At 58.4% G+C, this 22,691-nt stretch carries 19 protein-coding genes; 9 read left to right on the top strand and 10 right to left on the bottom strand.

What is annotated here, in order from left to right:
- Positions 1–119: 119 nt before the first annotated feature.
- Positions 120–1,025, top strand: coding sequence for a hypothetical protein (locus tag LC093_RS18090; protein ID WP_226668141.1), 906 nt, complete (start codon positions 120–122; stop codon positions 1,023–1,025).
- 92 nt (positions 1,026–1,117) lie between these two features.
- Here the strand turns inward: LC093_RS18090 and LC093_RS18085 are convergent, their stop codons facing one another.
- Positions 1,118–2,461, bottom strand: coding sequence for a UDP-glucose dehydrogenase family protein (locus LC093_RS18085; RefSeq protein WP_226668138.1), 1,344 nt, complete (start codon positions 2,459–2,461; stop codon positions 1,118–1,120).
- A 121-nt stretch (positions 2,462–2,582) separates the two neighbouring features.
- Complete coding sequence (locus LC093_RS18080) at positions 2,583–3,614, bottom strand: glycosyltransferase (protein WP_226668135.1); 1,032 nt, start codon at positions 3,612–3,614, stop codon at positions 2,583–2,585.
- Between the two features lie 228 nt (positions 3,615–3,842).
- Between LC093_RS18080 and LC093_RS18075 the strand changes: the two genes are divergently transcribed.
- Together LC093_RS18075 and LC093_RS18070 are read left to right on the top strand one after the other, a co-directional pair.
- Entirely contained in the window at positions 3,843–4,754 is a 912-nt protein-coding gene (locus LC093_RS18075; protein WP_226668133.1) for a mitochondrial fission ELM1 family protein, read from the top strand.
- Positions 4,747–5,853 (top strand): glycosyltransferase, encoded by a 1,107-nt coding sequence (locus LC093_RS18070; RefSeq protein WP_226668131.1) that lies wholly within the window; start codon positions 4,747–4,749, stop codon positions 5,851–5,853. The genes LC093_RS18075 and LC093_RS18070 overlap by 8 nt, the downstream gene beginning before the upstream one ends.
- Here the strand turns inward: LC093_RS18070 and LC093_RS18065 are convergent.
- The 4 genes from LC093_RS18065 to LC093_RS18050 form a co-directional block, all read right to left on the bottom strand.
- On the bottom strand, positions 5,837–6,523 hold the full coding sequence (locus LC093_RS18065) for a YrbL family protein (RefSeq protein WP_226668128.1): 687 nt from the start codon (positions 6,521–6,523) through the stop codon (positions 5,837–5,839). The genes LC093_RS18070 and LC093_RS18065 overlap by 17 nt on opposite strands.
- Entirely contained in the window at positions 6,505–7,647 is a 1,143-nt protein-coding gene (locus LC093_RS18060; RefSeq protein WP_226668125.1) for a glycosyltransferase family 4 protein, read from the bottom strand. The genes LC093_RS18065 and LC093_RS18060 overlap by 19 nt, the downstream gene beginning before the upstream one ends.
- Positions 7,648–7,729: 82 nt before the next feature.
- Complete coding sequence (locus tag LC093_RS18055; RefSeq protein ID WP_226668122.1) at positions 7,730–9,157, bottom strand: O-antigen ligase family protein; 1,428 nt, start codon at positions 9,155–9,157, stop codon at positions 7,730–7,732.
- Positions 9,154–10,254, bottom strand: coding sequence for a glycosyltransferase family 4 protein (locus LC093_RS18050; RefSeq protein ID WP_226668119.1), 1,101 nt, complete (start codon positions 10,252–10,254; stop codon positions 9,154–9,156). The genes LC093_RS18055 and LC093_RS18050 overlap by 4 nt, the downstream gene beginning before the upstream one ends.
- A 211-nt stretch (positions 10,255–10,465) precedes the next feature.
- Here LC093_RS18050 and waaA point away from each other — a divergent pair, with 211 nt between their 5' ends.
- Positions 10,466–11,758, top strand: a complete 1,293-nt coding sequence (gene waaA, locus LC093_RS18045; RefSeq protein ID WP_226668115.1) for a lipid IV(A) 3-deoxy-D-manno-octulosonic acid transferase — start codon at positions 10,466–10,468, stop codon at positions 11,756–11,758.
- A gap of 97 nt (positions 11,759–11,855) precedes the next feature.
- On the opposite strand, the gene LC093_RS18040 is transcribed toward waaA, so the two are convergent.
- A complete protein-coding gene (locus LC093_RS18040) occupies positions 11,856–12,755 on the bottom strand; it encodes a glycosyltransferase family A protein (RefSeq protein WP_226668113.1) in 900 nt (299 codons plus the stop codon).
- A gap of 54 nt (positions 12,756–12,809) precedes the next feature.
- Positions 12,810–13,646, bottom strand: a complete 837-nt coding sequence (locus tag LC093_RS18035; RefSeq protein WP_226668110.1) for a glycosyltransferase family 2 protein — start codon at positions 13,644–13,646, stop codon at positions 12,810–12,812.
- A 333-nt stretch (positions 13,647–13,979) separates the two neighbouring features.
- Here LC093_RS18035 and LC093_RS18030 point away from each other — a divergent pair, with 333 nt between their 5' ends.
- Together LC093_RS18030 and LC093_RS18025 are read left to right on the top strand one after the other, a co-directional pair.
- A complete protein-coding gene (locus tag LC093_RS18030; protein WP_226668108.1) occupies positions 13,980–14,882 on the top strand; it encodes a glycosyltransferase family 2 protein in 903 nt (300 codons plus the stop codon).
- Positions 14,883–14,964: 82 nt separating this feature from the next.
- Positions 14,965–15,696, top strand: a complete 732-nt coding sequence (locus LC093_RS18025) for a 3-deoxy-D-manno-octulosonic acid kinase (RefSeq protein ID WP_319004948.1) — start codon at positions 14,965–14,967, stop codon at positions 15,694–15,696.
- Between the two features lie 32 nt (positions 15,697–15,728).
- Here the strand turns inward: LC093_RS18025 and LC093_RS18020 are convergent, their stop codons facing one another.
- Together LC093_RS18020 and LC093_RS18015 are read right to left on the bottom strand one after the other, a co-directional pair.
- The gene (locus tag LC093_RS18020; RefSeq protein WP_226668101.1) at positions 15,729–16,757 is read right to left on the bottom strand and encodes an NAD-dependent epimerase; all 1,029 of its coding nucleotides are present in this window, start codon (positions 16,755–16,757) and stop codon (positions 15,729–15,731) included.
- A gap of 160 nt (positions 16,758–16,917) precedes the next feature.
- Positions 16,918–18,411: a TolC family outer membrane protein gene (locus LC093_RS18015; protein WP_226668097.1), complete on the bottom strand. Its 1,494-nt coding sequence runs from the start codon at positions 18,409–18,411 to the stop codon at positions 16,918–16,920.
- A 492-nt stretch (positions 18,412–18,903) separates the two neighbouring features.
- On the opposite strand from LC093_RS18015, the gene LC093_RS18010 reads away from it, so the two are divergent.
- The 3 genes from LC093_RS18010 to LC093_RS18000 are packed head-to-tail and all read left to right on the top strand — an operon-like array spanning position 18,904 to position 22,678.
- Positions 18,904–19,629 (top strand): paraquat-inducible protein A, encoded by a 726-nt coding sequence (locus LC093_RS18010; RefSeq protein WP_226668094.1) that lies wholly within the window; start codon positions 18,904–18,906, stop codon positions 19,627–19,629.
- A complete protein-coding gene (locus LC093_RS18005; RefSeq protein ID WP_226668093.1) occupies positions 19,626–20,324 on the top strand; it encodes a paraquat-inducible protein A in 699 nt (232 codons plus the stop codon). Before LC093_RS18010 ends, LC093_RS18005 begins: the two co-directional genes overlap by 4 nt.
- Entirely contained in the window at positions 20,321–22,678 is a 2,358-nt protein-coding gene (locus LC093_RS18000; RefSeq protein ID WP_226668092.1) for a PqiB family protein, read from the top strand. Before LC093_RS18005 ends, LC093_RS18000 begins: the two co-directional genes overlap by 4 nt.
- The last annotated feature ends 13 nt before the right edge of the window (positions 22,679–22,691 follow it).

Here is a 22,691-nt window from a genome sequence, read left to right as displayed (position 1 = left end):
CACTCAGGAAACTGGTGCACGGCGGTTGCTAGAGCCCACGAGCTTTATCTCGTACACTGTCGTTGAGATGTAATTGACCGCGGTAATCAGATTCTTCCGGGCAAGAAAGGTATCTCCAGGTGTTCCATTACTTCCTGAAAAAACGCTTGCGCAAGCACGATGCAATCAATAATCGCAAGCTTGAGTCCATTCTGCGTGTGCAACTTTTGCAACAGCAATCGCTCAATAATTGTTCTTCCGGCATTGGGAATGACAAGGCACACAACATCGTCGTTTCCCTCACTTCCTTTGGCCCGCGAATTGATGATGTCAGTGTTACGGTCGAGAGCCTGTTCCAGCAATGGGTCAAGGCCGACGCTGTAGTGTTGTGGCTCTCCGCCGAGGAGTATGCAGACAGGGCGCTGCCCGAAAGCCTGGTCAGAATGCAGCAGCGCGGTTTACAGGTGCGCTTTGTGGAAGATCTGGGCCCGTATACCAAGTACTTTTACGCGTTTAGCGAATATCCCGACAGTCTGATCATTACGGTCGATGACGATACTCTGTACCCGGCAGATATGATCGATCAGCTTTACCGTGCCTATCTGGATAACCCTGATTACATTCACTGCCACCGTGCCCATCTGATGGGAGTGGACAGGCGGGGTGAGTTATTGCCCTACCATAGCTGGAAGTCTGACAGGGGCTGGAAAGATTCGAGTGGGACACCTTCACCACGGGTTTTTCCTACCGGCGTGGGGGGCGTGTTGTATTTTCCCGGCTCACTGCATCCCGATGCGTTTGATAAAGAAAAATTCCTGGAACTTTGCCCCAGAGCGGACGACGTATGGCTTAAGGCGATGAGCCTCTTACAGGGGACGCCCTGCGCCCGATTGCCTGATCCCCGGGAATGGTCTGAGCGTTTTTTTACGGTGGGTGGCACGCAGGCTGTGGCATTGAAACGGGAAAACTGGCGTAAGACAGGTGGCAATGACACCAAGCTCCGCGATGTGTTTAACCATTACGGCTTATACGAATTGCTGGGATGATTTCACGGTGGGCATTTTGATAGTGGGCAATCCCCCTCTTGCTATCGAGTGTCAGTAAGAGGGGGTTGTGAGCGGATTTGTTTGGACTGTGTTTACTGAGCGCGCGCGACCTGCGGGCGGCCCACACAGAAATATTCGAAACCGGCTTCCGCCATATCCAGCGGATGGTAGAGGTTGCGGCCATCGAATACGACCGGCTCGCTCAGTGAATCGCGCACGGTACCGAAGTCGAGGGTTTTGAACAGTTGCCATTCGGTGGCGATGATCAGCGCATCGGCCCCGGCCAGGGCGCTGTCGCGGGTGCCGCACAGCTGCAAGTCGTCGCGGCTACCGTAAATGCGCTCGCATTCCTGCATGGCTTCCGGGTCAAAGGCGCGCACCTTGGCACCCATCTCCCACAGTTTTTCCATCAGGACCCGGCTGGGTGCTTCGCGCATATCGTCGGTATTTGGTTTGAATGCGAGGCCCCACAGCGCAAATGTTTTGCCACTGAGGTCACTGCCGTAGCGCTGTACAATTTTGTCCAGCAGGTAGTGTTTCTGGCTGGCATTACGGTCTTCCACTGCGTTCAGGACTTGTGGCTCGATACCCAGTTGCGCGGCGGTGGTTTTCAGGGCCTGTACATCCTTGGGGAAGCAGGAGCCGCCATAGCCGATTCCCGGGTAGATGAAGTGATAACCGATGCGTGGGTCGGAGCCGATTCCCTGGCGCACAGCCTCAATATCTGCCCCAACCCGGTCGGCGATCACCGCCATTTCGTTCATAAAGCTGATCTTGGTGGCGAGCATGCAGTTGGCCGCATACTTGGCCAGTTCCGCACTGCGCACATCCATCACAATCACTTTGTCGTGATTGCGGTTAAACGGGGCATACAGCTGGCGCATCTTCTGCTCGGAGGCATTTTCCGAGGTGCCGATAATGATGCGGTCCGGTTTCATGCAGTCGGCAACCGCGGAGCCTTCCTTGAGGAATTCCGGGTTGGAGATCACATCGAATTCCAGGTTCAGCGCATTGCGCTCCGCCAGGGTGCGGGTCACTTCCTCGCGCACCTTGTCGGCGGTACCAACGGGAACGGTGGACTTGTTGATGATGTATTTTTTGCCGTTCATGTGTTCGGCGATGGTGCGGGCCACGGTCAGTACGTAGCGCAAATCTGCGGACCCGTCTTCATCGGGCGGGGTGCCTACCGCAATGAAAATCAACTCGCCGTGATCGACACCGGCGGCGGCGTCTGTGGAGAAGGAGAGGTTTCCGGATTCGTTGTTGCGCTTGACGATGGGTTCAAGGCCAGGCTCGAAAATGGGGATATGCCCCTGCTTCAGGCGCTCGATCTTGTTTTCATCGATATCGATACAGGTGACGCGATGGCCCGCTTCCGCAAGTACTGCGGCCTGTACAAGTCCTACGTATCCGGTACCAAAAACGGTCACGTTCATGGGGTGTGCTCTCCATATTCTGGCCGCCTATTGCCGCTGACCTGGCATATAAACGCGTATTTTAAAGTGTAATTATGACAGCTGCCTCAAGCGTAAGGCGAGCCTGTTATACCCTGGGGGATCACTGTCCCAGTGCCCAGACGTAATCGTGCGTAAATGGTACCCCGGTTGCGGCCTCGACAATGTATTGGGCGTACAGGGTATTGTTGATTTCCCGGTGGAAAAACGCCCGGCATCTGGACGCCCAGTGTTGCCGCTTTGCGTCGTCCTGGTGAAACTCCGCCACGAGTTTCTGCAATTCGGATTCGTCGCGGAAGTAGGCAAGGGTTTCCTCGGGCATGAACTCATCAAAGCGAGCGGCGGCGTGGGTAAATACCAGCAGGCCGTTTCCGGCCATTTGCGCGATACGCGCCGAGGAGTACCACTGGTAACCTTCCTGGCGGTTGAGATTTAGCCCCATTTTGCTGCGTGCCAGTTTGCGCTCGTAATCTCTTCCCCACAGTGTGGGTTGCTCCTGCATACCCGGGGTGTGGAAACGAAAGTCCTCGGGCAGGGATTTTTGCAATTTGGATACCAACTGGCCCCGTTCTGTGTGTTGTTTCGATTTGCTGCAGAACAGCAAGTCTGCTTCCAGCCTCGGATCATCGGTGGTTAACTGGCTGGTATCCGCGCTGTCTACACTGGGGTCCACGGGGTTTGGCATATGCCACAGGCTGGCCCGCTTGCCAGCGAAAATATCCAGTGCTTCGCGGCCGGTGGAGACAAACATGGCATCGGCCACTTCACAACGGGTGGCAATATTGGCTGCATTTCTGGGAACGAACAGCGGATCGTTGTTACAGGCTGCGATGGCGATATCGGGGTGCCGCCTGCGGATCTCGGCAAAGGTACTGTTTTCAATCAGGTCACAATGACCGAAAACGATAAGCTCGGGCTCAAACGCTTCTACCGTCTGCAGCAGTCGCAGGTTGGTTTTTTTCTTGCCGAGCTCGCGAATGCCGAGCGGTGCTTCATACGCGGCAACGTCCCGATCACTGAATGCCAGTACGTTGTGTCCGGCCCGAACGAGACCTGTGTACAGCTTGAGTGCCCAACTGACCCGAAGGTGCCCATATTTGCGTTGCTGGTGGTTGTCGATGTGGAGAATGCGCATAGATATGAGAGGCCAGCAGTGACGGTATGCCTTTGGGAGGCGGGATATGAAGCCAGTTTGGGCTAAATTGGTCAGTTGTCGAGCATTATACTGGCGGGGTCTTTGGGTTCAATTGAACTGGTCGGCAAGTATACCCCGCGTTCGCTATTGTCCCGGCCGCTGTATTCACGCTGGCAGCTGGGGTAGCATGCGCGCTTTGTTTCCAGGCGAGATCACGGGAGGCCGGCGGTGCTGACAATCTGGCGTTTTCTGGACGGCAATCGCGCTCACGAAAAGCAGAGTGCCGCACTGGTCAGTGGGCTACGCAGCTGTCTGGGCCACGATCGGGTGGATTGCCGGGATTTGCCCTGTAATGAAGTGCCGATGCCCATTTGGGGGAGGTTGCCCGAGGCTCTGTACCAGTTGCCCAAGCCGGATTTCATTATCGGTGCCGGTCATCACAGCCACTGGGCGGTATTGCGTGCTCGCCGCTGCTTTGGTGGTCGCAGTGTCGTCATCATGGCGCCGAGCCTGCCAATCGACTGGTTTGATTTTGCCATTGTCCCGGAACATGACCGGCCGTCCCCGCTTGAGAATGTGATTTTGACGCAGGGAGCTTTGACCGAGCCCCTGCCTGATCTGCCGACTGAGGCGAGCCGCGGGCTTCTGCTGTTCGGCGGCCCGAGCAAGCATTTCCACTGGGACGCGCAGAAAGTGCTGTCGAACGCCGAACGGCTGTTGCAGCAGCCTTTGCAGTGGACCGTGTCAGATAGCCGCCGCACCCCGGAAGGAACGCTGGACCACTTTGCCGACAGCGGTGCTGAGCTGCATTCCTGGCAACAGTGCCCTCCGGGCTGGTTGGCGGAGCAGATGGCACGTGCGGGGCACATCTGGGTGACCGGGGATAGTGTTTCCATGATTTTCGAAGCGCTGCAGAGTCGGGCCCGCGTCGGGATCATCTCTTTGCCCAGCCGCAATCCCCGCAACAAGATTCGCAGTGCGGTTCAGCGCTTGCTCGACCAGGGGTTGGTCACTGAGGATATTGCATTCGGTTGCACACAACCGGCTGCGCGTGCGCCGTTTAACCAACAGGTGTCCTGCGCGCGTGCCCTGCTGCTGAGGGCGGGTTTTCCTGTGGTAGAGGAACAGATCTGTGAGTGAAGCGGTGACTGGATCGACCGCCCGCGACAAGACGACGTACAGAGGCCAGGCTGCACGGCCGCTGAGGGTTTGCCATCTGTTTTCCAGTCAGGAGGTTGGAGGCCTGGAGAAGCATGTGCGAGAGCAGTGCATCTGGCAGCGGCACAATACGGGTGCCGAAGTCTATGTGATCGCCCACCCTCGCTATCGGGACATGTTTCCCGAGGGAATACATTTCCTGGGAGTGGATACTGATCGTAGCCGCCGCAACCCGCTGCTGAGCCTTCAGCTGTTGCGCTTGATGCGCCGCTATCAGTTCGACCTGATCCATGCCCACGCTGGCAAACCGACGCACCTGATGCGGTGGTTGCAACGCTGGATCCACTCGCAAGTGATCATAACCCGCCACAATATTCCGCACCCCCGCGACAGTCTGGCGAAGCACTTCTCCTATCGCATCGCGGTGAGTCACCGGGCCGTCTCCGATTCCGCTCTGGAGTGGAGGGTGATTCCCAATGGCACAACACTGCCGGAGCCCGGGCAGAGTTACCGTGAACACCTGGATACAGGCAGGGCGGCGGTCATAACCGTTGCGCGTTTAGTGCCTGCGAAAGGGCTCGATATCCTGCTGCGTGCCTGGGCAAAGGCGGAGGTTGGGGACGCTGTGCTCTACCTTCTGGGTGACGGACCATTGCGTGCGGAATTGCAGCAGCTCGCTGACAAACTGGACCTGGGGGACCGGGTAAGGTTTACCGGTTACCAGCCACAGGTTGCCGACTGGTATACAGCGGCGGATTTGATGGTGATCGCATCCCGCTATGAGGGCGGTCCCTATACGGTGGCGGAAGCGCTGCTGGCCGGTTGTCCGGTGGTGTCGACAAATGTGGGCTATGTGGCCGAAAACATTCCCGCGCAATACCTGACTGAGGTGGAAGACGAGCAAGGGCTGGCCGTGTTGCTGACGGCGGCCGTGGGAGACCGGGAAGCCTTACGGGACAGCTACAGCCCGTATTTTGCCCGCGCCCGCGCCCGCCTGACCCTGGACGCGATGGCCAGTGAAACCTGGCAGGTTTATCTTGCGGCCCTTCAGCGCGAGCCTGATATCAACGCCGGCGGCTGAGCTTTTCCGCCTGTTTCCAGGTCAGGCTCCGATCGGAGACTTCCCATTCCACCCGTGCCCACATGCGCTGGATACGGCGTTCTATATAGCGGGCGCCGGATCGGTCGAACAGCACCGCGGAAGGCAGAAAGGCCCCGCGCCCCAGACCGTCGATCAGAACCAGCTGTGGCAATCCTTGTGATTCGCGAATCACCAGGTTGTGGGGCAGGATGTTTTTGGTCATAACCCGGGTGGATCTCAGCCACTGGGCGAATCGGTCCAGCGCGCGCTGGATACTTTCATCGAGCCCGTGCTCCTGTAGATAGTGTTCCAGGGTGATCGCCGGATTGCCATCTCGGTCGAGGATCAATTCTGATACTGTGCCGGTACCATCTGTAGTTTCTTCCGTGCCATACCAGCGGGGCAAGTGCTGCCAAACCGGGCTGTTTGTCGGGACGTTCTCCAGGGCTGCCTGACGGTATCCTTCTATTTCCCGGACATTGTCATCAAATTGATCATCACTGAAAAATGCTTTGTACCAGGGGGCGCGCTTGCGCAATTGCATAATCCGGCCCGGCAGCATGACCTTAATGCAGCGATCGGGGTACTGCGGGTGGCGATAGCAGTGGCGGTTGCCTCCGGAAGCGAAAGGCTGGGACTGGCTCAGGTCGATCACTTTTTCTCTCCGCATATTGCCCCGCTTCCCCCCGCATTTGTGCTGAGTAGTTTTTCATAAACCGCAATCGTGTGCCGGGCCTGTTCCGCCAGGGTAAATGTCGGGTCGAGGGCCGGTTTTTCCCTACTTTCCAGTAGGCGGTTACTGGTCTCAAGCAGCTGCTTCGGGTTGCCATTTTCCACCAGACCCACCGGGAAGCAGCGATGCAGGGATTCTGCCGGGCCGCCAATGTCATAACCAATGGTGGGCGTGCCCATCGCTACGGCTTCTATGACGGTGCGTCCGAAGGGTTCGGGTTTCTTCGACAGGTTGTATACCAGCGCGGAGTGCCGGTACCACTCGCGAATATCACTGCGGTGACCGACAAAAGATACCAGGTGTGCTACGCCGAGCTTTTGGGTCAGGGCCTGCAACTCTTCGGTAAAGTGTTCCTTGTTCTGTTCCGCTCCGCCGAGAATGACACCGTGGATATCACTGCGGGATTTTGATAGCTCGGAAATCAGGTAAATGAAATCTTCCTGTCCTTTCCAGCGGGTTAATCGCCCGGGCAGCAATAGCCAGTGTTTATCGCGCAGAGCCGGAAACTCCTGCAGGGTGTTGTCGAGCCAGCCCGATGGCGATGGAATCCCGGGGGAAAACTCGTTGGTATCTACACCCCGATAAATGGTTTCCGGCTCTGCGCGCAGGTAGTCCTTGTAGTTTTTCTGCAGGTAGGTGTTTACACAGTCAGAAATGGCGATGACCTGATCGGCTCTGGCCATGATCGCGCTGTAGCGGTTGATCGAGTAAAGGCCGTGCGCGGTGCTTACCAGGCGCGGACGGGTTTTGGGATCGAGCTTTTTCCATGCGAGATAGGTGAGCCAGGCGGGAACGCGGGAGCGGACATGGAGGATGTCAGGTTGCAGTTCCCGGATCAGTCGGCGCAGGGGGCGCACCTGGCGCAAACTGGCCAGGGATTTTTTGTGTACGGGCAGTGCGATATGCCGGCTGCCTTCACTCTCCAGCTGCGGAACCAGCCGTCCGCCATTGGATATGACGATCGACTCGTGTCCGGCACTTACCAGTGCACGGGCCAAATCCAGGGTGCCGCGTTCAACCCCGCCGGAATTGAGAGCGGGCAGTAACTGGATAACTTTCACTGAGAGATTCCCCCGCCTTGGAATGAGTGTCAGGCGCGGATTATAGGGGAATGTGCCGGCGCAGTCCGTGCCGGCTGCACACTCAGTCCCTTTCTGAATTCGCGGCTGCGTCGGCAGCCTGCTGGCGTTTGGCGGCCCAGAGCTGGGTCAGGAGTCCTCCACCAATGATCGCCAGAAGCAGCCGACCGCTGTCGAAGAACAGATAGGATTCAAAGCAGTTGATGATGGCGAAAAATACCCCGAACGAGAGCGCAAACGTCAGGTCGCCGCCGGAAACTAGTCCTCTGCGGTAATAGCGGATGCAGCGGCTGATAATCCAGTAGGCCATGGCTGCCAGCAGGAGTCCCCCGAGTAAGCCGAAGCTGACCAGCAGGTCCAGATAACTGTTGTGCAGGTGGCCAAAGCGCTGCTTGATTTCTTGCGGCAGCGCGGTTGAGTGCTCGAAGATCAGGCTGCGGCCATTGCCGCCCCAGCCCACCAGAGGATGCCTGGCAATCCAGAGGGTGGCCTCGGCCCAGGTATGGAGGCGGATCCCACTACTGGTATAGGGGATCTTTTCCAGGTCGCCTTGCTGTACAAGTGCCAGGGTTTCCTGCTCCGCTTCCAGGCGCTGGCTGACGATATCGCCGAGCGAAAGGTAACCTATGAGGATCGTCGAGCAAGCGGTCGCAGCAATACCTATAGCTAAATAGCGGCGGAGGCGTTTGAAATGCCTGCTCAGATTGACACCACTGGCAACGATCAGGATTGGCAGTGCCGCCAGAAAACCTGCCCACACCCCGCGGGTCTGGGTCAGAATGACGACCGTAACGCTGATCGCGAGCGCGAGTAGCCACCCCAGCCGAAGCCCCCAGGCATATTTGCGATTGCGTAAAATGGCCGGCGCGAAGGCGAGCAGCCCGAGTGCAGCGGTGCCAAACAGCATTGCTGTATGCTGGGCGTTGTGCAGGCCGAAGTCGATCCGCTGTCCGGCAAAGCCCTGTTGCCACTCCTGCAGACCACCGCCTGAAATCCATGGTGAAAACAATAGTCCCGCGAGTGCTACGATCCAGAGAATATGGGCGTTGCGCGCTTGTCCGCCGAGAATCACTGCGACGGGAATCATGGCAAACCAGGCAGTCAGCCGGTGTACCTTGAACGAAGACTCCGCCCACTGGGGGTGCAAGATCCAGGAGGCGACCCAGGAAACCAGTGCGACACCAATGGCAGCGATGGCCAGCCACACGACGGCGGATCGGCGCAGGGAGACGCCGTCGACCGGTTTACCGTATTTGGCCAGCATGATGAGCCCGCAGAGATTGGCCAATGTGGCGGCTTTTTCCGGTATCGAGTCGAGGCTGATACCAAAGAACCCGAATACCAGCAGTGCACCAATTCCGGTCACCTGTAGCCACGGGCGCGCTTGCAGTAAGCGGTTTGGCTGCCACTGGGACAGACCGGGCAGGAAGTATTGTTTTTGTACTGCGGATGCTGGTTTGGCAGTGGTGAGTGCTTCAGGGCCTGGGTTCATGGGCAAATCTTTTTGTAATGCAGCTGCACCTTTTCGGCTACGTGTCGCCAGGTAAATTCGGCGGCGACCCGGCCCATGGCTAGCTGTCCCATCGTTATGCAATTATCCGGCTGGCTCAGCAGCCGTTCGATAGCAGTTTTGAGCTGACTTGAGCTCTCGGGTTCCACCAGGAGTCCGGTAGACTCGTGCTGGACGATATACGGAATGCCCCCCACATTGGAGCCGATCATTGGCAGACCGCAGGCCATGGCCTCGAGACCTGCGATGCTGGTGGCCTCCATCAGCGACGGGAGGGCACTGGCGTTGGCGGCGCGATAGATCGCTGGCATCTCGGTATTGTCGACTGCACCCAGCAAATGGGCATGACCGCTTTGGCGCTTTTGCTGCAATATGTGTTCGATATCCGCGCGCTCATCGCCATCGCCCGCAATCACCAGATGCAGGCGTGGGTCATCTATTTCCGCCACGGCCTGGGCAAGGTAGCGCACACCTTTGACGGGTACCAGCCGGCAGGCAATGGCGATCACGAATGCATCGTCGGGAATGCCCAGTCGGGCTCTCAGGTCGGAAGTGCCGGGGCTGAACTGGATATTGTCCACGCCGTTGGGAATAAAGGCCACCGGCCCGGTGTAACCAATAGAGCGGGTTTTTTCTGCAAGTATTTCACTGGGCGTCAGTACAGTGGAGACGGGCGCCAGAAGCCTGTACATCTTGTCGCGTGTACGTGCGCTTTGCTCAGCCCTACGCACAAATGACGATGTGTGATTGGTGAACAGTGTCGGTACTTTCTGTTTTGAGCAGGCCCGCAGCGGGCGCATGCCGTGGACATGGGTGAGCTCAAAGCCGTCGCGCTCAATCAGCTGCCTGAGTCTTCGCCCGAGTAGCCAGTCGTAAATCAGGTGATTGTCGGGCAGCGCCAGCCGCTCAACCTCGATGCCGTGCAGCCGCTCAAAGACGGCTGTCGATTTGTTGCGGTGGCGGCAAAGTACCCGCACCCTGTGCCCCAGCCCAACCAGTGCCCGGGAAAGCTCGAATACATGGGTCTGCACACCTCCGACACTGGGTGGGAATTCGTTGCTGACCATCAATATATTCATTGGGCGGTTGACTCAAATACAGCAGAGATCGTCACTGCGGGACACTTGGTGATGCATATCGCACCAGCGTGGCGCGGAGATGGGGTAGAATGCTACCAAACGCTGGCGGCAATTCCACGGAAATTGTTCCCCGCTAATTAGTCAACGAGTTCCCGTTTCAAATTTGATGCGCCACCTTTATACCTGGTTATTCAGGCTTTCTCTTCCGCTCATGCTGCTGCACCTTTGGTGGCGCGGCCGGGCAGACCCAGCCTATCGCAAACGCTGGAGTGAGCGCTTCGGCCTGGTTCCTTCCAGACCCGGCGGGCGTCGCCGCTGGCGAGAACGTTTTGGCGTGGTCCCGGATCGCGCGAGCCGTGCGCCTTTGATCTGGATTCATTCAGTCTCCGTTGGTGAAACCCTGGCGGCGACCCCATTGATCCGGGAGCTTGCCGCCCGTCACCCGCGCTGGCAGTGGCTGGTGACGACCACTACCCCGACCGGCTCCCAGAGTGTGTACGATGCCTTGGAGCCCATCCTTAACGGCCGCCTGTTGCACTATTACCTGCCGTTTGATCTGCCGGAGTGCCTGATGCCATTTGTGCAGGCGCTGCGGCCAAATATGCTGGTGAGCATGGAAACAGAACTCTGGCCCAATCTTCTGTCCGTCTGCGCAAGCCGGGAGATACCGGCGGTACTGGTCAACGGCCGTCTGAGCGCGAAGTCGGCAAGAGGTTACGGGCATTTTCCCCGTCTGAGCAGGGATATGCTCAGTCAGTTCACCAAGGTTGTTGCCCAGTATCAGGCGGATGCCGAGCGTTTTGTGGCGCTGGGTATGCCGCCGGAGAAAGTGATCTCGGTAGGCAATATCAAGTTTGATCTGCATATTGGCACAGGCCTTGTGAGCGAGGCGCAGGCGCTGTCACATCAATGGCGTGGAAGGACGCGGCGCCCGGTGTGGCTGGCAGCCAGTACCCACGGTGGTGAGGATGAGGTCGTACTCGATGCATACCAGCAACTGCGTGAGCAGTTTCCGGATTTACTGCTGGTATTGGTGCCGCGACACCCGGTGCGGTTCGACAGTGTGGCGCGTATGTGTCGGGAGCGAAAGCTTGGTGTGGTGCGGCGCAGTGATGGCACTGCGCCGGCAGCTTCCGATCAGGTAGTACTCGGGGACACCATGGGTGAGTTGTTGCGTTTCTATGGCGCTTGTGACGTGGCCTTTGTTGGCGGCAGTCTGGTGCCAGTGGGTGGGCACAATATGATTGAGCCGGCAGCCTGGAGTGTTCCGGTGGTTTGTGGTCCGCATTTGCACAATTTTAGTGTGGTATCAGGCCTTCTCGAGGAGGCCGGTGGACTTGTCGTGGTGGATTCTGCCGAGCAAATGGCACAGCAGGTAGGTGCCTGGCTGGCAGACAGTGACAGCCGCGTTGTCGCTGGAGCTCGGGCGCGGGAAGTGGCCGGCCAGAACAGTGGAGCACTGGCGCGTACGGTGGTGGAAGTGGAATCCGTCATGCAGGGTTAGTGCAGGGTCGCCGTCGTGGGCGTATCAAAAAAGGCCTGGCACCGAGAGGTGCCAGGCCTTTTTTTTGTTGCAAAACAGTCGAACAGAGCCGGATCGGTCAGTGTTTATCAGTGGCCTTTCGTACGTTGCTGCGAATCTGCGTATTCAGTTTGCTGCCTGTGTAGCGGCCCTTGCTGACGTGGCGAATACGGTAAACGCCTGGAATTTCCAGCGGAACGCCCTGGGAGCCCAGTAGCCAGCGGAAAGCCCGGTCTTCGTGGGCTTTGCACCAGCCCTCGGCCGGCTTTTGGTAGTAGCTGAGGCTATTGCAGTAGCCGCCGGCACGGGCGATATCGCCGTGGGCGATTTGCAGGGGACCGGTGGCGCGGTCTCGCGTTTGTTCGATAAAGCGGGAGTCGTCTATGTCGATTACCCGCAGATCTTTCGGGTCGAAGTTGAGCATGGGGTCGTCATCCGCCAGCAGGGAAGTTATGCGCTCGCGGGATGGAAACACCAGGCTGTCGGTGCGGCCCTGCAGCAGTTCTGCGAGCTGGTCGATACAGTTCTCGCGGAACATCAGGTCGCAGTCGGTAAACCAGATCCAGTCGGCCTTGGTGGCCAGTGCCGCTTCATTGCGGCCAATGGCACGCCGGAACAGGCTGTGTTTCGGGAGTTCGCGCCAGTTCCAGGTTATCCCGGGCACCTGTTGCTTGCCAAAGTAGTCCAGCACCGCAGCGGTGCGCGTATCTTCACTGTTGTAATACACGGTCATGGTCACCGTGGCCTTGGTGGGCGGGTACAGTGCCAGGGAGCTCAGCTGATAAATCAGGAAATGGGAATACTGCCAGCAGTGGCTCACAATCTCGATATCCAGTTGGCCGGTACGCGCTGCACGGGCTTCTTTCACAGGCAGTGGTTTCTGGAACATCGAGGCGGGCACCCAGCCGCTGGCGGCTGCGCGCAGGAAAAGTTCGACGATCGGATCGGACCAGTGCTTTTTGGGAATGTTGCTATTCATATTGGCTTGGATTTGTAGGGCGTCGGCCAGGTTGATGTGGCCTGAACGCCGGAATTACTCGGGCCGGTAACCGCTTTCGGTCAGCTGGCGGATTCCCTGCGGGGTTTCGATGATGCCCTCTTTGGCAACGCGTAGGCGCATCGCCTTGTTGCGGGCGACGATTTCCCGGTCGGCGTAGCCGCGGGGATGATCCAGGTGGATGCAGACGGCATCGAAGCGCACGTGGCGGGGTTTGATGCCGGCATTTTCCAGGCGCACACCAAACTCACGGTCCAGTCCGCCCCAGGCCATACGCTCTTCGAAACCGTTGACCGTGAGGATGTCCTTTAGCCATGCGGAGGCGTTGGAACCTTTCAGGTTACAGGCTGTGGGGGTGAGCCTGTTCAATAGCGGTGCCCAGCGTTCGCTGGCGCGCAGTTTCATCGTCTTGCGCTTGGTTTTGAGACCATTGTTCTTGAGCCAGGCGTAGTCGAAACAGCGGCCGGTCAGGATGTCATCTTTGGTGATGGCTTCACTGGTGCTCATGGGCAGCTTGAAGTAGCTGCCCGAGAGGAAGTAACCCGGTTCAGCACGGCGCTTGTGTACAGCGAGGAAATCCGCCCGCGGAATACAGTCGCCGTCGGTGAATACCACATAGTCACCGCGCGCGTGTAAAATGGCTTTGTTGAGAATCCGGCACTTGCGGAAGCCGTCATCTTTTTGCCAGACATGGCGAATATCCAGGCCCGTTTCTTCGCGCATACGCACCACCAGCTCCGCCGTTTCATCGGTAGAGCCGTCATCGGCAACAATGACTTCCAGTGGCTGCTCAGTCTGGCAGCTGTATCCCCACAGGACCTTTTCGAGCCAGGTCGGGGAGTTGTAGGTTGTCATGATAACGGACAATTTCATGGGTATTCTGCGGTTGTCTGTTTGGCTAGCGGAATCTGGAGCCGGGGGAGGATATACCAAGCCATTTGGTAAAGCGAACCCGCCGCGGACTCAGTGTTCAGAATTGATATCCGTTATATTCTGCGGTTTCTGCGATGGCTGACTTCGTCTGGTTTAGCGGTTTTGGGCCTGCTGCGGGTCACATCGCTCATATCATTGTGGAATGCTTTCAATGGCGTCTATCCATGCCATGGCGTTTAAAGGTTCGACCGTCAATCCGCGACTCCGTTCACTGGTTTGCGACTGAGTATCGGGGTTCTGGTATGCTGCGCGAAATTTTTTGGACAGAGAAAGATGCACGTTTTTGTCTTTTCGTATAATCGTGGCCCGTTTTTGGAGAACTGCATCCAGTCGATCGAAACCTGTGCGCCGCATTGCCGGTTGACGGTGATTGACGATGGCAGTGACGACCCTGAGACGCGGCGTGTGCTGGCTGACGTTGCCACCCGACACCAGGTCATCGATAAAACGGCAGAGACAGGTCACAAGCTGGGCGGGCTCTACGCCAATATGCAGGCTGCTTATGAAATGGCGGGTGACGACGAGCTGATCTGTTTCCTTCAGGACGACACACAAATGGTGCGTCACCTCAGTGAGGCGGACATTCAGGCTCTGCGCGAAAGCTTCGAGCAGCAGCCTGACCTGGGATTTATCTCTCCGGCCTTCGTGCGTGGCTTTTCGCTGAGAAAGCCGGCCAACCGCGATTTTCGTTTTGATCAGGAGCGCGGTTTCTGGTTCTGGTATCCGGGCAAGCGTTCGACTGGAACCTGGTTTTCCGCGCTGCTGATCGCAAATACCGCGCGGCTCCGTCAGGTGGGTTGGGATTTCGAGGTCGGTGAGTCGGTAAACAACCGGAAAGCGGCGGAGCTCTTCTGCCGTATGGCACGCATGCGCGCACCTTTCTCCATGTGGCTGCCCAACGGGCGAGCCTATCGCGGTAAACAGAAGTCGCTGGCGCTGCGTTTTGGTGAATGGTCACGGCGTTGTGGACTTTATCCTCTGGAAATTATGACGGCCGCAGAGGTTGACGCTTTACAGGCGGGGCAGTCGCCGAAGCTGCCGGTAGCCGAAGATTGTCTGAAAGTTCGCGGTAACTTGCGGGTTAAAAAGCCTTGGGCCTATGACCCCATGCAGGGAGCCGGGTGGCTCAAGGTGCTGGACCGCATTGAGCGCAAACTGCGCGGTCTCTTTTCCTGAGGCAGGGGCGCCGGGGGTACCTGGTGCTTGATTATTCTTGGTGTAAAGGTTATCACGGCGCCGGCTGGCGTCAGAGAGGGGAGTGCTCGTGGGGTACCGACAATTCAGGAGTAAATTGGCGAGAGTGATCTACGACGATGAAATCGTCGGCGCCGATTGCGAAAAGCTGTTTAACCGCGAGTGGCTGCGAGCGAATAGCGACTGCGCTCAGGTAGAGCGCGGCAAGGCAGTAATGTTTGAGTACAAGGGCGTGGAGCTGGTATTCAAGCAGTACCACCGGGGCGGTCTGGCAGGGCGGCTGGTGGAAAAGTCCTATTTGTACAGCCGGCTGGCAAATACCCGGGTGTGGCGGGAGTTCAATATGCTGCGGAGCATGCGCAAGCTCGGCCTGCCGGTGCCGCGCCCGGTGGCGGCGCGCTGCGTCAGTGTTCCGCCGTTGGCATACCGCGGTGCGCTTATCACCGAGCGGGTGCCGGACTCAGAGAATCTTACTGAAGCTCTGTGCAGCAAGCCCGTGGATAATGCACTGTGGGCGAAGCTTGGTGGGTTGATCGCGCTTTTTCATCAGCACAATATTTACCATCCGGATCTCAATGCCAGCAATATCCTGCTGACTGGCACAGACGACCTCTACCTGATTGACTTCGATAAGGGCACCATTCGCAATGCCCCTTCAAGGCAGGAAGCGGACGCCAACCTATCCCGCTTCCGGCGCTCCCTGGACAAGCTAATGGGGCGTCACCCGGTGTTTCATTTCGACGATAGCAATTGGGCCGCCCTCGAAGAAGGGTATCGCGAGAAAATGGCCGGCTGAGCCGGCCGGGTCCTGTCGTTCGAACAGGTCCTTCACACGGAATAGTAACTCCGGTACCACTCCACGAAGTTTTCTACACCTTCCCTGACTCCGGTACCGGGTTTGTAGCCGATCGCCTGCTGCAGCTTGCGGGTGTCGGCGTGGGTATCGGGAATATCGCCCTTCTGCATCGGCAGCAATTCTTTGATGGCCTTTTTCCCCAGGGCCTCTTCCAGCGCCTCGATATATTCTGACAGTTGCGCAGGGTCGCCGTTGCCGATATTGAAAATTCGGTAAGGCGCATTACTGCTCGAGGGTGTCGGCGCTGCGCTCGACCAGTTGCTGTCTTCCGTAGCGATCTGGTCGCTGGATTTGATCACACCTTCGACGATGTCGTCGATATAGGTGAAGTCGCGGCTGTGATGCCCATGATTGAATACGGGGATCGGCTTTTCCTCGAGGATCAGCTGGGTAAATTTGAACAGCGCCATATCGGGGCGGCCCCAGGGGCCATACACGGTAAAAAAGCGCAGACCGGTGGTGGGCAGTCTGAACAGGTGGCTGTAGCTGTGTGCCATCAGCTCGTTGGCGCGCTTGGTTGCAGCATAAAACTGCAGCGGGTGGTCGGCGCTGTGATCTTCGCTAAATGGCATGGTGGTATTGCCGCCGTACACGCTGCTGGTGCTGGCGTAGGTCAGGTGCGGGCTTGAGGCGTGCCGGCAGGCTTCGAGTAGATTGGCGAAGCCGATCAGGTTGCTTTCGACGTAGGCTTCCGGGTGCTCGATCGAATGGCGGACACCCGCCTGCGCGGCCAGGTGGATGACGCGATCAAACTTGTGTTCACTGAAGCAGCGGTCGAGCAATGCCCTGTCGGCGATATTGCCCCGATAAAACTGGTACTCGACTTCGGCGCCTTGCTTGCCGGCGACAGCGTCCAGCTCGCGCAGGCGGCTTTCTTTGAGGCTGGTGTCGTAATAGTCGTTTACATTGTCGATTCCGACCACGGAATCCCCGCGCTCAAGCAGGGTTCTGGCGACGTGGAAACCGATAAAGCCTGCATTTCCGGTTACAAGACACTTCATGGACGACCTTTGGTCACTGCTGTAGATGGCAAAACGGGGCTGGCAGAGGGCTTCAATATTGTAGCCCGCGGCGATTGGGCGCCGCGTAAAACCAGGCCCTTACAAAAAAGGCCGGCACTATAGCAGTGCCGGCCTTTTTTTTCTGCGGTATTGCTAGCGCTTATTTGCTGAACGGTACCGCACCGGTATCCAGGATGTGGGCGCGGGAAACCGGGTCGCCGGGGTTGAGGCTGGTGTCCAGCTCCTGCAGGTCCTGTGGTGCCAACAGACCCGCCACCAGCTTGAGGTTCAGGGTATTCAGGACGTAGTCGTACAGTGCGTTGGCGTAGTCGGTCTGGGACTGTGCCAGGGTGCGCTGGGCCAGCAATACGTCAACGATGTTGCGGGTGCCGACCTCGTAACCGGCCTGGGTAGCATCCAGGGCGCTCTTGGCAGAAACGACTGCCTGTTGGCGGGCTTCTACACGGGAGGAGTCGGTAGTAACCGCGCGGTGCAGAGTGCGGGTGTTCTGGATGGTATTGCGCTCGGTCAGGTTGCGCACGTCCTCGGCCTGGAAGGCGAGGTTGCGGGCTTCGCGACGGCTGGCGCTGAGGCGGCCGCCGGTGTAGAGCGGCATGTTCAGGGTGATTGCAGCCATCGTGACGTCGGTACTGTCATCGACATCCACCTCCGAAGCGATTTCTCCATTCAAGGCAGGTACACGCGTGACGGCATTGTTGCTGCCGTCGTCGTCACTGGTCTGATAGGAAATAGAGCCGCTAAGGGTTGGCAGGTGCTCTGCCGCCGACGCACGGGCACCCATGCGGGCCGCATCGGAGTTCAGGCGCGCCGCTTTGAGGCTGAAGTTGTTGGCCAGGGCAAAGTTGACCCAGGACGCGCGATCGGCCGGATTTGGTGGCGCTACCGAAAAACTTTCTACCAGCGGGGCGACGGTGTCGTGGTGCTTGCCGGTCAGTACAGACAGGGCGTCAAAATTGCTCAGCAGGTCGTCCTGCGCGGTGAGGCGGCGGGCGCGGGCGCTGTCATAAGCGGAGCGGGAATCGTATACATCGGTAATGGCGGTCAGGCCGACCTCAAAACGCTGTTGGGTTTGCTCCAGCTGCTTGGCCAGGGCTTCTTCTTCCGCGCGGGCGGCCTCGAGTACGTCATGGGCGCGCAGCACATCGAAGTAGGCGCTGGCTACGCGAACCATCATGTCCTGCTGGTTGGCGCTGAATTCTGCCGCAGCCTGCTCACTGACCTTTTTTCCCTGCTTGAAACCGAACCATGCGGGCAGATCGAACAGGGCCTGGTTGAGGCTCGCCCCATAAGTGGTGGAGTCGATGTCTCGCTCCCCAGAAGTAACGGAGTCGAGTAATTGGCCCCTGGTGCTGTCGAATTGCACGCCAGCCGAGGAGTAGTCGGTTTTGGTTTTACTTAATTCTGCGAATGCATTGACCTGTGGCAGCAGGGCAGAGCGGCCCAGGTTTTCAGCCTCAAGACCGGCGCGATAGGCGGCGCGATCCGCAGCCAGCTGGGGATCGTTATCCAGAGCCTGCAGGTAGATTTCCCACAGGGTGTCGGCCTGAGCCTGCATGGCGCCAAAGCCCATTAATGCGGCGGCGAGCAGGGATTTAAGCGGGCGCAGAGTGCGCTGTTTAGCACTTCTTGTCATTACTATTGAGTTCCTGTGACGGCTACGGTCTTCAAGTTTCCGGCGCAGTGGCCGGGTCGGGTGGCGAGGGCCACCGCAGGCAGACGCCTGCTTTTCCTGTAAACCATGGTGCCAGTCTGTAATTAGTGCTCTTGAGGCGGTGCTGGCTTGGCCCGGTTTGTATCTTTTAATTACGCGCAGAACGCGATAGGGCCGACGGTCGCGAAAGTGTACCTCCCGGCTGCGAGAGCGTCGAGGCGACGGACACCGCAATTTGGTATATCTTCGTTAAATTGACGCGAATGTGCGTTCAGTAGCAAATAGTAGGTGGTCGTTCGCGCTTGGGGTAACCATAGAGCTTTTTCCGTCGGCGAAAAGCACATGTGTGCCAGCGGTAAGGCTTTGGTGTCGGCCCAGGTATTGAAACAGACGCCGCGAGTTGCCCAATCGGATGCGGGTTCGGTGCATTTCCAGGTCTGAACCGGGTCCGTGTACGAGTTGGGACGGAATTTGATGTCATCCGAACAGGGGCGATACATGGGGCAGTTGTCACAACCGTTGCAGCCTGGAGCTGGCAGTTCGCCAGCGCGCTGGCGGCGGGCCTGCCATCAGTGCGACCTGTTGCTCACCCGCCTGACCGCACCCATGGGGTGTAAGCTCGTCTGTCCGCGCTGTGGCGCGACCCAACACCGCAATATGGAGCGCAGCATCGCCCATACCCTGTCGCTCAGTATCAGCGGGATACTGCTTTTTATCCCTACCGCTACCTTGCCCCTGCTGGAATTCTCCCTGTTTACCTTTGGTGCAAAAAATACCCTGATGAATGGTGTGCAGGCGCTGTTTGCGGCGGGTTACCTGTGGCTGGCGTCGATCGTATTGTTTTGCAGCGTAATCGCCCCACTGGGGAAATTCGTGATGTTGGCATATATCTGTTGGGGCAGTGCCTGGGCGCGGCTGCGGAAATCTGTGGCCCGCACGCTGCGCTGGTATGAGCACTTGCAGGAGTGGGGGATGCTCGACGTTTATATGCTGGGCATTCTGGTAGCGTTGGTGAAGATGGCCGACCTTGGCAAGATGGAAGTCAAACCGGGTCTGTACTGCTTTGTGGCCATGATGGTGGCGGCGAGTGCGGCGCAGGTTTCGTTTGATCCTGAAACCGTGTGGGCACGCCTTGCCCGTAAAGAGCGGCAGGCGCGGAAGCGGAAAACAGGCGGAATAGATTCTGAGGTGGAAGGGTGAACCGCCCGGCGCGTGCCCTGTCGGAAGGGTTGTGGGTCTGTCTCGGTTGCCGGCAACTGATCGAGCCGCCACAAGGCGCCAGAAGCTGTATCTGTCCCCGCTGCGGGGCGCGGGTACACGCACGGATCGAGAGCAGCATTATGCTGACCTGGGCGTTGTCGATAACCGGTGCGCTGCTGTTGATACCGGCGAATATCCTGCCGGTGATGACCGTCATTTATCTGGGCTCCGGTGAGCCCAGCACGATCATTGGCGGCGCGCTGGAACTGTATCAGGCCGGGTTGTGGGGCATCGCGCTGATTGTGTTCGTTGCCAGTATTGCGGTGCCGGTGATGAAACTGGTGGGGCTGGCGATGCTGTGCCTGATTGTGCAGTGGCGGCTGGATGTATCGCCGCGCCAGGCAATGCGCGTATACCGGGTAGTTAACGCCATCGGACGGTGGTCGCTCCTCGACCTGTTTATGATCTCGATCCTGGTGGCATTAGTTGATATGGGCGCCATTGCCGAAGTGCAGGCGGGCCCGGGGAGCACCGCCTTTGCCACGGTTGTCGTGGTGACCATGTTTGCGGTGCGCGCGTTTGACCCTCGTTTGATCTGGGATATGTACGAGCAGCGCGAGGTCGAAGCGGCGGAACTCGCGCAGCGAATAGAAACGCAAGACAACGACGGATATAGCGATAGGGAGAATGGATGAGCGAGCCACAAACGGAGTATCAGGCGCAGCCCGAGGGGCTGGCGCGGCGCAGCCGCGGCCTGTCTCTGGTATGGCTGTTGCCGCTTGTGGCCGCGATCATTGCCGCGTGGCTGCTCTATCGGGATTTTACCCAGGGGGATATCAAGGCGACCATTCTGTTTCCCACCGGCGATGGCCTGGTGCGCGGCAAGACGGCAGTGAAATACTCTGGTGTCGATATCGGGGTGGTGGAAGATTTTCGCTTGATGCCAAACGCCAAGGACCTGAACGGTGAAGACGGTGTTCTGGCGGAAGTGCGCTTTAATCGCAGCGCCGCTTTCCTGCTGACCAAAGGCAGCAAGTTCTGGCTGGTCAAACCCCAGGTCTCGCTTACGGGGGTGCGTGGGCTGGAGACCCTGGTGTCCGGCAACTATATCGCGGTCGACCCGGGCAGTGGCGAGCCGCAAAAACACTTTATCGCAGTATCGGAACCCCCGGTTTACGTGCGTGGCGACGGCTTGCGGGTGAAGGTGACCTCGCCGCGCCTGGGGTCGCTCAATCGCGGCTCGCCGGTGTACTACCGTCAACTGGAAGTGGGACAGGTGGAGAATTACCGGCTTTCGGAAGATGACAGCAAGGTTGAAGTCGAGCTGTTTATCCGTCGCGAATATGCGGACCTGGTACATCGCGGCAGTAAGTTCTGGAATGCGTCGGGGATATCCGTGCAGGGCGGAATCAGTGGCGTGAATGTCGAGCTGGAATCCCTCGCCTCGCTGATCGCGGGTGGCGTCAGTTTCTATACCCCGGAGTCCCAGCAACAGTCGCCACTGGCGGTGGATGGTTCCGAGTTCAAACTGTACAAAAGCTTCGCCGCGGCCGATGCGGGCATCCCGGTAACGCTGCAGTTCGACCGCGGCGTGAGTCTTACGGCTGGCAGCACGCAGGTCCTGTATCAGGGGATTCAGGTCGGGCAGGTGAGCAGGGTTAAGGCCAATCGCAGTATCGATGGTATGGAGGTCGAGGTGCTGATGGACCCGAGTACCGACGACCTGCTGAGTGAAAATACCCGCTTCTGGCTGGCGCCGCCGACGCTGGATTTTTCCTCCGGGGTGAACGACCTGCTGGAGGGGAACCGGATTGAAGTGGACCTGCGCAGGGGATCGCGCTCCCTGCGCAGCTACAGCGCGAAATCCAAGCCGCCGGCGAAAGACCCGCGCGCGCCTGGCCTGCACCTGCAGTTGACGGCGAGGAATACCGGTTCGCTGCAGCGCGGGGCCTCGGTTTACTATCGGCGCGTGCCGGTAGGTCGGGTACAGGGAATGGAGCTGAAGGGCGATGGCTCCGGTGTTGAAGTCTATGTAGTGATCGAGCCGGAATACGCGCACCTGGTCAATTCGGAGAGCCGCTTCTGGAATGTGAGTGGGTTGCGCGCCAATGCCAGCTTGCAGGGAATAGAGGTGGAAGCGGACTCTCTGTTGTCGATCGTGCGTGGAGGTATCGCATTTGGCAGCGGGCCGAGAGCGTCCAAAATCGCCGATCTCGCGCAAAACGGGGACAGTTTCCGCCTGTATGCCAGCCGCGACGATGCGTTGGAAGAGGGAATCACCATCTATCTCGCCCTGAGCGGAGACGAGGGCCTGAAAGTGGGGGCTCCGTTGCGTTACCGCGGGATTCAGGTGGGCGAAATTACCCGTATGTATCTGAACCGCGAACTGGACGGTGTGCGCGCCCGGGCGAGGCTGTACAAACGTGCAGAGCGGTTCGCCCGTGACGGTACCCGATTCTGGGTCGTGGGACCTAAAATTGGCCTCGGTGGCGTGGATAACCTGGATACCCTGATTACCGGTCCCTACCTTGAACTGGAGCCCGGTGAGGGCGAGCCGCAGGTGGAGTTTGCCGCGCTGCCGGCAAAGCCGGAACTGGATTTGGCGGATTACATGATGAAGCCGGGATTGGCGTTGATTCTGGACGCGCCGCGGAGGGGATCGCTCAAACGCGGCAGTCCGGTCTACTATCGGCAGGTTCAGGTGGGGCAGGTAACCGGCTACCAACTGGGGGAACTGGCGGACCGGGTTTATATCTATGTGTATATTGACCCGGAGTTTCGCACTCTGGTGCGTGAGCACAGCGTCTTCTGGAATGCCAGTGGTGTGGATGTGAACTTCGGGCTGAAAACGGGACTCGATGTGCACACTGAATCGACCCAGGCCCTGCTGGCCGGCGGCATTGCGTTCGCAACACCAGACAATGCAGAGATGGGACTTGAGGTCGAATCCGGGAGCCACTACCCGTTGTATGGCAAGGCCAGGCAGGAGTGGTTGCTGTGGAGTCCTAAAATAGAGTTGTACCCGAATATTGAAGACGGCTTTAAATAAAGCGTTGGAACAC

Origin of the sequence: Microbulbifer aggregans, from assembly GCF_020524005.1 — a bacterium.
GTDB classification, from domain to species: domain Bacteria; phylum Pseudomonadota; class Gammaproteobacteria; order Pseudomonadales; family Cellvibrionaceae; genus Microbulbifer; species Microbulbifer aggregans_A.
The sequence above is the reverse complement of the archived record's forward strand: the minus strand, read 5'-3'. Positions and strand labels throughout refer to the sequence as shown.

Coding starts and splice junctions, on each gene's coding strand:
- LC093_RS18085 (WP_226668138.1), bottom strand. CDS start 2,461: ATGAACGTGACCGTTTTTGGTACCGGATACGTAGGACTTGTACAGGCC.
- LC093_RS18080 (WP_226668135.1), bottom strand. CDS start 3,614: ATGCGCATTCTCCACATCGACAACCACCAGCAACGCAAATATGGGCAC.
- LC093_RS18065 (WP_226668128.1), bottom strand. CDS start 6,523: ATGCGGAGAGAAAAAGTGATCGACCTGAGCCAGTCCCAGCCTTTCGCT.
- LC093_RS18055 (WP_226668122.1), bottom strand. CDS start 9,157: ATGAACCCAGGCCCTGAAGCACTCACCACTGCCAAACCAGCATCCGCA.
- LC093_RS18050 (WP_226668119.1), bottom strand. CDS start 10,254: ATGAATATATTGATGGTCAGCAACGAATTCCCACCCAGTGTCGGAGGT.
- waaA (WP_226668115.1), top strand. CDS start 10,466: ATGCTGCTGCACCTTTGGTGGCGCGGCCGGGCAGACCCAGCCTATCGC.
- LC093_RS18040 (WP_226668113.1), bottom strand. CDS start 12,755: ATGAATAGCAACATTCCCAAAAAGCACTGGTCCGATCCGATCGTCGAA.
- LC093_RS18035 (WP_226668110.1), bottom strand. CDS start 13,646: ATGAAATTGTCCGTTATCATGACAACCTACAACTCCCCGACCTGGCTC.
- LC093_RS18030 (WP_226668108.1), top strand. CDS start 13,980: ATGCACGTTTTTGTCTTTTCGTATAATCGTGGCCCGTTTTTGGAGAAC.
- LC093_RS18020 (WP_226668101.1), bottom strand. CDS start 16,757: ATGAAGTGTCTTGTAACCGGAAATGCAGGCTTTATCGGTTTCCACGTC.
- LC093_RS18015 (WP_226668097.1), bottom strand. CDS start 18,411: ATGACAAGAAGTGCTAAACAGCGCACTCTGCGCCCGCTTAAATCCCTG.
- LC093_RS18010 (WP_226668094.1), top strand. CDS start 18,904: ATGTCATCCGAACAGGGGCGATACATGGGGCAGTTGTCACAACCGTTG.
- LC093_RS18000 (WP_226668092.1), top strand. CDS start 20,321: ATGAGCGAGCCACAAACGGAGTATCAGGCGCAGCCCGAGGGGCTGGCG.